An 11,929-nucleotide genomic window follows, 5' to 3' on the forward strand; every position below is an offset into this window, starting at 1 on the left:
ATTACAGGCTAACTGGCTTAATGGCCAAGTCATGTAAACTCGGGCCATAGAATGATTTTTATACTAAGTTTCGTTTGGCAAGCACACGCTCAACCGTATCAACAATTGCTTGGGTTTGACTGTCAATCTCAATATTCAGCCCTTGGCCGACTTTAACTGAGTCTAAATTGGTTAACGCCAAAGTTTCAGGAATAAGGTGCAACCAAAATCCTGTTTCAGTAACTTCACCAACGGTCAAACTGCAGCCATTTACCCCAACAAAGCCTTTATAGAGAATATACGCCATCCACTTAGGCGCGACTTCTAAATAAAGATTATGGTGATGCTCAGTGACGCTCAACTTTTTGACATTCGCTTGGGTGTGGATATGACCAGATAAAATATGGCCACCGATTTCACTTCCGAAACTTAAAGAGCGCTCAATATTCACCTCACTACCAATTGTTAGATTTGAGAGGTTTGTCACACTCAAGGTCTCTTCCATTACATCAAAAAACACCCTATCATCCTCGATAGCTGTCACTGTTAAACAAACACCGTTATTAGCCACGCTCGCCCCTGTTTTTAATCCCTCTCTTAATTCAGCTGGCAAGAAAACCTCAATGGTGTTTAGACCGTTTTTCTGTGTAATCGCCGCCACTCGACATGTGGCTTGAACAATACCTGTAAACATATTTTTAACTCGCTCTATTAAGGCGTTATATTCATGAATCAATTCGGCTTTCAGGCCAAAAAATTGGTACAGCTAGCTTTACCTGTACTTATCGCCCAAGTTACGCAGACTATGATGGGCTTTATCGACACTGTCATGGCTGGTCGAGTCAGTGCTGTGGATATGGCCGCTGTGGCCATTGGTACCAGCTTGTGGTTGCCAGCACTGCTTTTTGTACAGGGGCTACTTATCGCTTTTACACCGGTATTTGCCCACGAACACGGCGCTAATAATCAAAAAGCAATACAACCATTAGCCTTTCAAGCAGCTTATATTGCCATAATGGGAAGCCTAGGTGTGCTAGTTTTCCTCACATTTTCAGGCGATATCTTTAAAATGATGGCCCTCGACGAAGATTTGGCTAACTTGAGTGAGCAATATTTACATGGCTTTATGTGGGGTGTACCTGCTTTTGTGTTGTACCAAGTATTGCGTGGCTGTGCCGAAGGTATTTCCTATACTCTGCCGACCATGGTCATCGGTTTTGTTGGGTTAGCGGTTAACATTCCTGCTAACTACATTTTTATTAATGGCCATTTTGGTGCGCCTGCGATGGGCGGCGCTGGCTGTGGCATTGCTACCGCATTAGTTTTTTGGGCAATGTTTTTGGCCATGGTTATTTATATGCAACTGCATAAAAAGTTTGCCGAGCTTGCACCATTTAGCGCTTTTCACAAACCTAAATGGGGCACAATATGGACCATGACCAAGCATGGGTTCCCTATTGCAATGGCTTTATTCTTTGAAGTTAGCTTGTTTGCCATCATTGCGCTGTTACTTGCACCATTAGGTGCCAATGTGGTCGCAGGCCATCAAATCGCACTTAACTTTTCATCTATCGTATTCATGTTGCCACTCTCTATTGGTATCGCGGTATCAATTCGGGTTGGCTACTATCTTGGACAAGATAAGCTCATCATTGCCAAGTTAGTGACAAAAGTGGGGTTAATTTTGGCATTTTCATTAGCCGCCATTACCGCCATTATAACTGTGGTATTCAAAACCGAGATCGCCTTGTTATACAACGATAATCCTGAGGTTATCACGCTAGCAGGTAGTTTAATGTTTTTAGCGGCCCTTTATCAGCTGTCTGACTCCATTCAAGTGGTTGCAGCCGGCGCGCTTCGCGGATACAAAGATACCCGTAGCGCGCTGTATATCACATTAGTTTCATATTGGTTTATTGGCATGACGTTGGGCTATATGCTCGCTATGACAGACATATTGGTCCCTGCTATGGGAGCTCATGGTTTTTGGATAGGGTTAATTGCCGGTTTAACCAGTGCTGCAGTGATGTTTGCCATTCGCTTAGGTTACATTCAAAAGTCTGAACAGCTTGGTCATCGTTTAATTGAAAATGATTAACTCGTCTAAATTAAATTAGTCATAGCGTATTGATACCTAAGTGCAATCCAATTTGGCGGATATGGAATCAACTTGCACATCAAATAGCCATTTGATCGCAAAATTTCATATTTTTACTTGCAACGGGCGCTGTATCCCGTAATATAGCGCTCGTTCTCAAGCACAGATGCAAGAACAGCGTTAAACAATACAACCGTAGCTCAGTTGGTTAGAGCACCACCTTGACATGGTGGGGGTCGGTGGTTCGAATCCACTCGGTTGTACCATTAACGTCATATCGGACGCGGGATGGAGCAGTTTGGTAGCTCGTCGGGCTCATAACCCGAAGGTCGTCGGTTCAAATCCGGCTCCCGCAACCAATATATAATACAACCGTAGCTCAGTTGGTTAGAGCACCACCTTGACATGGTGGGGGTCGGTGGTTCGAATCCACTCGGTTGTACCATATTATTAAGCCAGCATAATTGCTGGTTTTTTTGCACCTCATTTCCAAGAAATAGTCTGTAAATAACCTATCCATTGGTCGCATAACTTCGCTTTATAGCATCATTTTGTTTTTCTTTATTGTACACTGACTTAGCCATGTATTTGATCGGAGTACTAGATGAGTCAACGAACCCTGAATAGCTTATTCAACCCTAAGTCTATCGCTATCATCGGCGCTTCAAATACTCATAGGCGCGCTGGCTATGTAATAATGAAAAACTTATTAGCTGGCACCTTCTCCGGTCCTATCATGCCGGTTACTCCCAAGTATCAAGCTGTTCAAGGTGTATTGGCCTATCAAAATATTGAATCTTTGCCGTTGATACCTGATCTTGCAATTATTTGTACCGCAGCACACCGCGTACCGAACATAGTAGAAACACTGGCACAATTTGGTTGTAAAGTCGCCATTATTAACGCGTCAGGCATGGCCCAAGAAATTGATAGTGCTGGTATTGACTGCTTAACACTCGCTAAGCAGCACGCTAAAAAATATGGCATGCGACTACTCGGGCCAAATAGTTTAGGGATGATCCTCCCTACCCTTGGACTCAACGCAAGTCTTGCCCATAGCAACGCCCATCAAGGCAAAATCGCCTTTGTGTCACAATCCGCTGCTATCTGCACCACAGTTTTAGATTGGGCCAATAACAAAGGCATTGGATTTTCATCTTTCATTTCTCTTGGTGATGCAACAGATATCGATTTTGATGAGCTATTGGACTATTTGGGGCGTGATAGTAAAACCAGTGCCATTATGTTGTATATCGACTCGATAAACGAGAAGAGGCACTTTTTATCGGCAGCCAGAGCGGCAGCACGCAACAAGCCCATACTGGTTATCAAATCTGGCCGTAGCCTCGAAGGCACCGATGCAGCGAAATTGCATACGGGGGGAGTTGTTGGAAACGACGCCGTTTATGAAGCCGCATTTCGCCGAGCAGGTATGCTGCGCGTCAACGATTTGATCGAACTATTTGCAGCGGTAGAGACGCTAGCACACTCCTCGGCATTGCAGGGGGAACGCTTGGCTATTGTCACTAATGGTGGCGGCCCTGCTGTTCTTGCGTTAGACGAATTGATGTTAGGAGGCGGAAAGAACGCCACGTTAGACACTGAGACCTATGACAAACTTAACACATTGTTACCCTCGACCTGGTCCGGGCAAAACCCCGTTGATATTGGTGGTGATGCAGATGCCAAAAGGTATACTGAAGCGTTAAAGATTTTGATGGATAGCCAAATAGCCGACGCTATTTTGGTACTTCACTCCCCATCAGCAATTGGTGACAGTGTCGACATCGCTGAGGCAATATCAGCCATGATAGCGACCCATCCAAATCGCAACCGAGTTAACATTTTAACCAACTGGAGCGGTGAGGACTCATCCTATCTAGCACGTAAACATTTTAACCAAGTTGGCATACCAACCTATCGTACACCCGAGGGGGCAGTCGGCGCTTTTATGCACATGGTTGAATACCGCAGAAACCAAAAGCTGTTGCAGGAAGTACCACAATCAATCACCCAACACATTCCAACCGATAGTCAAACCGCGCGCTCGTTGTTGCAAAGTGCCCATAGTAAAGGCAGACGAATTCTTGAGACTCACGAAGCAAGCCAGATACTAGCAGCTTATGGATTAACAACTATAGAAACGCATTTTGCAGACAATGCACCAGCTGCAGTTTCACTTGCAAAAACAATTGGTTTTCCAGTCGCGATTAAAGTTCAATCACCCGATATTCACCACAAATCCGATGTTCACGGTGTGATGCTAAATTTAGCCAATGCAGATGAAGTAGCCCATGCTACAGACAGTATTATTGCTAGAGTGAAAGAATTGAATGAGCACGCGCGCATAGAAGGCGTGATTGTTCAAAAGATGGCGCTAACGGCTGGTGCACAGGAGATCCGCGTTGCAGTGATAAACGATCCGGTATTTGGCCCAGCAATCTTATTAGGAGAAGGCGGCTCTGAATGGGAGCCAACCAAAGACGCCGCAGTTGCCCTGCCGCCATTAAACATGACTTTGGCAAGGTACATGGTGATTCAAGCGCTTAAAACCAATAAATTGAAAGACAGACACCTTCCTTTAGGTTTAGACATGCATTCTTTGTGTGTGATGTTGACCCAATTGAGCCACCTGATTATCGATTGTCCTGAAATCGCCAGTTTAGATCTTAATCCCGTATTATGTGCTGGTGAAAAGGTGACTTTACTCGACGTAAATATTCAGCTTCACGATACTATCGACGACAACAATAATCGCTTAGCCATTCAACCTTACCCAAAAGAGCTAGAACAAGAAGCCGAACTTAAAAACGGCGACAAAATCATGCTTCGCCCTATCCTGCCTGAAGATGAACCTAAACACTTGGCGTTTGATAATAGCTTAAGTGATGAAGACCGCTATAAACGTTATTTTGGCGTGCGCTCTAAAATGACTCATGAAGAGATGGCTGTCCTGACCCAAATTGATTATGCAAGGGAAATGGCCTTTATTGCTACCGCAAAACAAGAAGATGGAGATGAGATCACCTTAGGTGCTATTAGGGCATCCATTGATCCTGACAATACAGAAGCAGAGTTTGCCATGGCGGTACGTAGCGACCATCAAGGACAAGGGCTTGGTAAATTATTGCTAGAGAAGCTAATAAATTACTACAAAGACAATGATACTCAAAAGCTAAGTGGTTTCACCATGTTTGAAAACCGTTCTATGGCAAGCCTTGCTAAACGCCTTGGGTTTACGGTTACCTTTGATATGGAAGAGCAACTTATTAGAATGGACATGGACTTGACGTCTTAATTATTAGCTTATATTCCGGCTATCTTCACGATCTTTATAGCCGGAATAAGGCTGCAATATTGTCAACTTATTGCTCTGTTTAACCTATAAGCTAGCCCATAACGCAATTCCGGCCTGCTGATTTTGCCCGATACAAGGCTTCATCTGCCCGTACAAAGTAACTCTCTTTATCATCGTCAGACTTTAAGCTAGCGACGCCAATTGACACTGTAATATTGCCAAGAGATAACTTTTTATCTTTACCGATGGTGAGCTTTTTATCTGCAATTTTTTGCCTGAGCTGTTCAGCAACAACCAAGGCGCCTGAATGGTTAGTGTCTGGTAACAGCAACACAAACTCTTCGCCACCGTAACGAGCAACAAAATCTTCGCCTCTAACACCATGTTTAAGCGCCAGCGCAATATAAGCTAGCACTTTATCGCCAACCACATGACCATGGGTATCATTAAAAGACTTAAAGTGATCAATATCAACAATCAGTAAACTACTATTTAACCCTTTCTTACGAAAATCCTGAATATGCCCCAAAACTTGTTCTTCAAAAGCCCGACGATTATGCAAGGAAGTAAGTTGATCAGTCATCGCCGCTAAGTTTAGATTTTCCATTTCAGACTTTAACGAGCTGACCTCCTCATCCATCGCCTTTAGACTTTGCGCCATCTCAGCATTATTACTGATAACGGAGTTGACCTCTTCTGCTAACCCATCTATCAATCGCATTAGCGTTGCTTCATCCGGTGAATGCGATAGTTCTTCTTGTACCCCAGATAAAGACGCATTGAGTGTTTCAGTACCTTGACTTAATTGGGCGATTTTACTGATCAGATTATTAATTAATAACTGAGTCTCGATTTGCACATTCTCAATCACTTCGGGTGACTTTTCCTGTACAAAGTTACTGTGTAATCCGGCATTCACTTCTTCAGTAAAGGTCACGCCATTAGCTAATAGCCCATCTATGGCTCTTTTTAAGTCCAAATTAACGCCACGGTAATATTCATACCACACGGCATAATTATCGGGAGTGACTGGAATGTTGAGTTCAGACATTTGCGGAACGGCATGTCTTAAGATTTTTGCGGATAGTTCAGTATCAGATATATGCTTTGCTAAATTCATATATGATCGCCATGCTCTAGATGTGAGTTTAGGCTAGAGTACTTACTCAGTGCACCTGCCCAAAGGTATAGAGTTTATATAAGCATAACAAAAAGTTGCTTGCCAGCATTTTTGTACAAATAAACAGCAAACCAGAACAAAACAATGTAATTAGTCAAAAGGACAATAGCTATCCTTTGCCTTAAGACTAAATGATGACATTTAAGGCTTGTTAATCTCCCTTTAGCCGATTAAAAGTCGCTATAAAAAAAATAATTAAAATAAATAACCCTTTTTGCAACCCACCGCGTTTATACCAGTAACAACAATACAGCGACACCCAATTAGAGAGTATTAATTATGAAAAGATCACTAACCAACACTTTTAAGCTAACATCAATTTTGGTTTTAATTGGCGCTAACTTTGCCTTGGCTGCACACGCGACATCTCCGACAAAGCCTGCCGCTGAAGGAGCAAACATGATAACCATCAATACCTACACTGTTGACAACTACCAAAGTCATGAACAGTCGAAAATGTATCCGAAACCTGCAGATGGTATGAAACAGGTCATTGTCACTTTGCCAGCTAAAACCAATGAAACTGGTTTAAAAATCGAATTTGAAATCGGTAAGTGGCAGATGCAAGACTGTAATCGCGCTAGATTGGCTGGCAGCATAGATAAACATACTGTTCAGGGTTGGGGATATAGTTATTATCAGGTCGATACGCTCACCCAAGGTCCTTCTACCTTAATGGCATGCCCAGAAGGAAGTAGCAAGCGTGCTTTTGTTACCACAACACAGTCGTTAACAATTGATTATGATAGCCGTCTCCCAAAAGTTTTCTATATCCCACAAGACGCGCAGTTACGTTACAAAGTATGGCAAACTACTAACCAATACCACTACAGCGAGTAAGGCCATTGGTGGACCTCTTTAATCACCCCTTATAAAAAAGTGGTCCACTTTCTGTTTTACCCGCTTTCTAAGCTTATTTCGCAAGATTGCGATCTTGTTAATCCGCTGCTCTGAAGACTAAATCACGGCTTTTAATAGGCGATCCTTAGCAGAATTCATGGTAATGCTTACAAGTCTGCAACCTTAGCTTCACACCAATGATATTAAAAACAATAATAAACAAAGGCGCTACAGAACTGCCATTTGCTGCTGCCAGTCGTATACGTACAACCAATGTTATCGGTTTAATCACGGTATTCATTTCATTGCTGTACTCATTAAATTACTTAATAGTCATTGGTAATCAAACGGTTGGACTGATTAACCTGATTTTTACCATCGCTTATGCAGGTACAAACCTGCTGACCGCAATCAGACAAGCTAAAATTGCAAAAATCTGGTTTTTGTCGTATTAATGGTTCATCTATGGGTCTGTACCAATTTTTACGTCACTAATGAAAGTGGTTTTCATCTGTATTATTTTCTTGTGCCTACCGGCGCATTTATACTGTTCCAACTCAAAGAACGTAAAGAGCAGATAGCATTAAGCCTAGTGGCAATGATTTTGTTCTTCGTCTGTGAGAATACGCCTAACCCCAATCCATTGATTGTATTAAGTGAACAAATGAACGGACTTATTTACCAATCCGTAGTGCTGTTTACTATGTTAGAAGTGATTGTGGTACTTTATCTTTTTGCCAAGCAAATTGACCATCATGAACAAAGATTGATTAAACAAGCCAGTACAGATGCATTAACCAGCTTAGCAAATCGACATCATTTCTTTGATGCTGGAAACTCTCTGTACGAGCAAGCAGCTAAACATAACCGTCCCTTTTCTTTGGTATTGCTTGATCTAGATTTCTTTAAAAATATCAATGATAAGTACGGACATCTTGTCGGTGATAAGTGCCTAGTTCATGTCACTGAAACCCTGAGAAAAATTTGTAGAGAACACGACCTTTGTGCCCGTATTGGCGGTGAAGAGTTTGTGATAGCCATGCCAAACACATCAATTGAAGACGCTAAAACTGCCGCGGAAAGAATGCGCAAAGAAATTGCCATTTCGCAGATCATGATTGATGATGAACAAATACTTCAGTGCACTGCTAGCTTTGGAGTCGCCAGTAGCGAACATAAAATTGATGGTCTGAAAGGGTTATTAATTAAGGCAGATAAAGCCTTATATCAAGCCAAAGAAGCAGGTAGAAACTGTATTAAACTAAGCCAACAAACGGCTTAGTCGACAAAGAAAAAAGGCTGCATGAAGCAGCCTTTTGAATGATTAACTTAGGGTTAGATCCCTGCAATCGCTTCTTTACACAAGTCGGTAATACGTTGCCAATCGCCCTGCTCCATTGCATCAGTGGGTGCAATCCAACTACCACCAATACAATCAACATTCTTAAGCGCCAAATAGTCTTTATAGCTGCTTGGCGTGATCCCACCTGTTGGACAGAAGCGTACGTTAGCTAATGGACCTGAAAACGCTTTAAGTGCATTAACACCACCAGATGCTTCAGCAGGAAAGAACTTAAAGTTGCTATATCCTAAGCTCATACCTTCCATCACTTCAGAAATACTCGCTACACCAGGAATCAATGGCACTTTACCCTTCATTGCCTCTTTTAACAGGTTGACTGTTGCACCGGGGGTAATAATAAACTGAGCGCCCGCTTCCACGGCTTGATGTAACTGCTCTTCATTCAAGATAGTACCTGCCCCAACTAAAGCCTCTGGTACTTCCTTTGAAATTTTAGTAATTGCTTCAAGCGCACACGGCGTACGTAAAGTCACCTCTAGTACACTAATCCCGCCAGCAACTAGCGCTTTAGCTAGTGGAACGGCATCTTCGATTTTATTAATCACCATTACAGGAACAATTGGGCTTCGCTTAAAAATATCCTGTGGCTGTATTGACCAGTTATTCTCAACCATTGCGTTATTCTTCCTCTAAATTAATAAATTTCATCCGCTGCAGAAGTGCAGCGAGCGCCCGTCTCTGGGCTACTTAAATTTGAACGTAGCGCACCAAATAGCTCACGTCCCATTCCATAACTTGTACTGCGTAAATCAACTTGCTCTGCTACGCGATTAGCGATTTCTTGCTCGTCTACCAACAAAGTAAGCTCACCGGTTAATGCATCAACTCTGACTAAATCGCCATTTTGTACTTTGGCAATTAAGCCACCATCTAACGCTTCTGGTGTTAAATGAATTGCCGCTGGTACCTTTCCTGATGCACCTGACATTCGACCATCTGTCAACAATGCCACCTTGTAACCACGGTCTTGCAAAGTACCAAGAATTGGCGTGAGCTTATGTAGCTCGGGCATACCGACCGCTTTAGGCCCTTGGCCTTTAACCACAACCACACAATCTTTATCTAACTCACCGGCTTTAAATAGCGCGTCGAGTTTATTTTGATCGTCAATAACTATGGCGGGGGCTTCAACAACGCGATGTTGCTCTTGCACTGCCGATACCTTAATCACGGCGCGGCCAAGGTTACCTTTAAGCAGCTTAAGGCCACCATTTGCCTGGAAAGGCTTTGCTACAGTTGTGAGTACTTCAGCATCTAAACTGGCAGTAGGCCCATCAACCCAAGTCAATGCACCATCAATTAAGCGCGGCTCTTGGGTATAACGGCGTAGCCCAGGTCCTGCAACTGTATCCACATCTTCATGCAGCAAACCCGCATCCAATAGTTCCTTAACTAACAGCGCCATGCCGCCTGCGGCGTGGAAATGGTTAATATCAGCGTGACCATTAGGGTATACACGGGCGAGTAACGGGACTGAATCTGATAGTTCTGAGAAATCATCCCAGTTAACAATGATTCCAGCTGCTCTTGCGGCAGCGACAATGTGCATGGTTAAGTTGGTTGAACCACCCGTCGCGAGTAACGCTACGATACCGTTAACAACTGACTTTTCATTCACAATTTGACCAATTGGCGTGTATTGGGTACCTAACTCAGTTAGGCGACATACCTGCGTCGCCGCGGTCTTATTTAACGCTTCTCGCAGTGGATCATCGGGATTAACAAAAGAAGAGCCAGGTAACTGTAACCCCATCACTTCTAGCATTAACTGGTTACTATTAGCGGTACCGTAAAAAGTACAAGTACCCGCACTATGGTATGATTTGGATTCGGCTTCTAGTAGCGCTTCGCGATCAACTTGCCCTTGGGCAAACTTTTGGCGAATGCGTGCCTTTTCTTTATTGGGAATGCCTGACTTCATCGGACCTGCTGGTACGAAAAGCATAGGCAAATGGCCAAAACTTAATGCGCCTATCAACAAGCCTGGAACGATTTTATCGCAAATCCCCAGTAGCAATGCGCCATCAAACATATTGTGTGATAAGCCTACCGCCGTTGACATAGCGATGACTTCACGGCTAAGTAGGCTTAGCTCCATACCTGGCTGACCTTGGGTAACGCCATCACACATTGCTGGCACACCGCCAGCAACCTGTGCAACACTACCAACTTCAGCACAAGCTGCCTTTAGCAAGTCAGGATATTCGCCGTAAGGTTGGTGCGCTGACAACATGTCGTTGAAGGCGGTTACAATGCCGATATTGGCCTTGGTTAAACCTCGAATGGCACTTTTTTCACTTGGACTACACGCAGCAAAACCGTGAGCAAGGTTACCGCAGCTTAAGCTACTACGATGCACACCCTTTAATCGGGCTTCATTCATGGCTGCAAGGTATTTCGCGCGCGATTCCTTACTTCGTTCAATAATTCTGTCAGTGACAGCTTGTACTACTGCGTGCATGTTATCTCCTTAAGCGCTCCAATATACGTCGACAGGGGTTTTGTGCTGAGCCAATACGGCGCGTATTGGCATCGACGTCGCATCTTCATTTTCTAGCGCTTGGCGGTAAACAGTCAGCTTCTGCTCACCCACGATATGTAAATAGATTTGTCGACTAGCAAGAATCGCCGACTTTGATAGAGAAATCCTCGGGTGTGGCGCTGCACCTGGGTTGACTGCAACACACAATGACGATGTCGTTAGTGCTTCATCAATTTCTTTAGAACATGGAAACCATGAGCAGGTGTGACCATCATTACCCATTCCGAGTACCACCACATCAAAAGGCTTTGGGAAATGACCCAATTGCTCAACGGCCATCGCACAGCCCTCTTCAGGGGAAGCAAACATATTCTTCAAACCAGTAAATTTGGCACTACTTGCAAAATTTTGCAGCAAGTGCGCTCTAACTAGTTTTTCGTTAGAATCGTCAGCTTCTGCATCAACCCACCTTTCATCGGCCAATGTGATGCAGACATCTTTCCACTCGATTGCTTGTTTACTTAACAGTTTAAAAAGCTGTAAAGGTGTTGAGCCACCTGAAACCACCAGGCTTGCTTTACCACGGCTATCAATTGCATCTTGTAACTGTCCAGCGATACGCTTAGCCAACTGGGTTTCTAATGCAGCTTTATCGTCAAAAGATTTGAATACAGATTCTTTAATCATTG

The 11,929-nt window shown here is 43.5% G+C and carries 10 protein-coding genes and 3 tRNA genes; 8 read left to right on the top strand and 5 right to left on the bottom strand.

From position 1 onward, the window contains the following. Positions 1 to 58: 58 nt before the first annotated feature. Complete coding sequence (locus tag ACHUFW_RS07070) at positions 59 to 673, bottom strand: riboflavin synthase subunit alpha (protein WP_394201778.1); 615 nt, start codon at positions 671 to 673, stop codon at positions 59 to 61. 33 nt (positions 674 to 706) lie between these two features. On the opposite strand from ACHUFW_RS07070, the gene ACHUFW_RS07075 reads away from it, so the two are divergent. The 5 genes from ACHUFW_RS07075 (at position 707) to ACHUFW_RS07095 (ending at position 5,375) form a co-directional block, all read left to right on the top strand. Next, the gene (locus tag ACHUFW_RS07075) at positions 707 to 2,077 is read left to right on the top strand and encodes an MATE family efflux transporter (RefSeq protein ID WP_394201780.1); all 1,371 of its coding nucleotides are present in this window, start codon (positions 707 to 709) and stop codon (positions 2,075 to 2,077) included. 189 nt (positions 2,078 to 2,266) lie between these two features. Further along, positions 2,267 to 2,343 (top strand) — tRNA-Val (locus ACHUFW_RS07080). Between the two features lie 16 nt (positions 2,344 to 2,359). Then, positions 2,360 to 2,436: transfer RNA gene (locus ACHUFW_RS07085), tRNA-Met, on the top strand. A gap of 9 nt (positions 2,437 to 2,445) precedes the next feature. Then, a tRNA-Val gene (locus ACHUFW_RS07090) sits at positions 2,446 to 2,522 on the top strand. A 159-nt stretch (positions 2,523 to 2,681) separates the two neighbouring features. Beyond that, positions 2,682 to 5,375: a bifunctional acetate--CoA ligase family protein/GNAT family N-acetyltransferase gene (locus tag ACHUFW_RS07095; RefSeq protein WP_394201782.1), complete on the top strand. Its 2,694-nt coding sequence runs from the start codon at positions 2,682 to 2,684 to the stop codon at positions 5,373 to 5,375. 91 nt (positions 5,376 to 5,466) lie between these two features. On the opposite strand, the gene ACHUFW_RS07100 is transcribed toward ACHUFW_RS07095, so the two are convergent. Beyond that, on the bottom strand, positions 5,467 to 6,495 hold the full coding sequence (locus ACHUFW_RS07100) for a GGDEF domain-containing protein (RefSeq protein WP_394201784.1): 1,029 nt from the start codon (positions 6,493 to 6,495) through the stop codon (positions 5,467 to 5,469). 339 nt (positions 6,496 to 6,834) lie between these two features. Here ACHUFW_RS07100 and eco point away from each other — a divergent pair, with 339 nt between their 5' ends. From eco to ACHUFW_RS07115, 3 genes are all read left to right on the top strand, one after another. After that, entirely contained in the window at positions 6,835 to 7,395 is a 561-nt protein-coding gene (gene eco, locus ACHUFW_RS07105; RefSeq protein WP_394201786.1) for a serine protease inhibitor ecotin, read from the top strand. A 197-nt stretch (positions 7,396 to 7,592) separates the two neighbouring features. After that, positions 7,593 to 7,850, top strand: coding sequence for a hypothetical protein (locus tag ACHUFW_RS07110; RefSeq protein WP_394201788.1), 258 nt, complete (start codon positions 7,593 to 7,595; stop codon positions 7,848 to 7,850). Further along, the gene (locus ACHUFW_RS07115) at positions 7,850 to 8,677 is read left to right on the top strand and encodes a GGDEF domain-containing protein (RefSeq protein ID WP_394201790.1); all 828 of its coding nucleotides are present in this window, start codon (positions 7,850 to 7,852) and stop codon (positions 8,675 to 8,677) included. The genes ACHUFW_RS07110 and ACHUFW_RS07115 overlap by 1 nt, the downstream gene beginning before the upstream one ends. A 53-nt stretch (positions 8,678 to 8,730) precedes the next feature. On the opposite strand, the gene ACHUFW_RS07120 is transcribed toward ACHUFW_RS07115, so the two are convergent. Genes ACHUFW_RS07120 through pgl form a run of 3 tightly spaced genes read right to left on the bottom strand, consistent with a single transcriptional unit; the run spans position 8,731 to position 11,927 of the window. Next, on the bottom strand, positions 8,731 to 9,372 hold the full coding sequence (locus tag ACHUFW_RS07120; RefSeq protein WP_394201792.1) for a bifunctional 4-hydroxy-2-oxoglutarate aldolase/2-dehydro-3-deoxy-phosphogluconate aldolase: 642 nt from the start codon (positions 9,370 to 9,372) through the stop codon (positions 8,731 to 8,733). 20 nt (positions 9,373 to 9,392) lie between these two features. Then, the gene (edd, locus tag ACHUFW_RS07125; protein WP_394201794.1) at positions 9,393 to 11,219 is read right to left on the bottom strand and encodes a phosphogluconate dehydratase; all 1,827 of its coding nucleotides are present in this window, start codon (positions 11,217 to 11,219) and stop codon (positions 9,393 to 9,395) included. Positions 11,220 to 11,228: 9 nt separating this feature from the next. Then, positions 11,229 to 11,927 carry a 6-phosphogluconolactonase gene (gene pgl / locus ACHUFW_RS07130; protein ID WP_394201796.1) on the bottom strand — a complete coding sequence of 233 codons (699 nt, stop codon included), beginning with the start codon at positions 11,925 to 11,927 and terminating at the stop codon, positions 11,229 to 11,231. Between the last annotated feature and the right edge of the window lie 2 nt (positions 11,928 to 11,929).

The organism is Shewanella waksmanii (genome assembly GCF_043643685.1).
Taxonomy (GTDB): Bacteria; Pseudomonadota; Gammaproteobacteria; order Enterobacterales; family Shewanellaceae; genus Shewanella; species Shewanella waksmanii_A.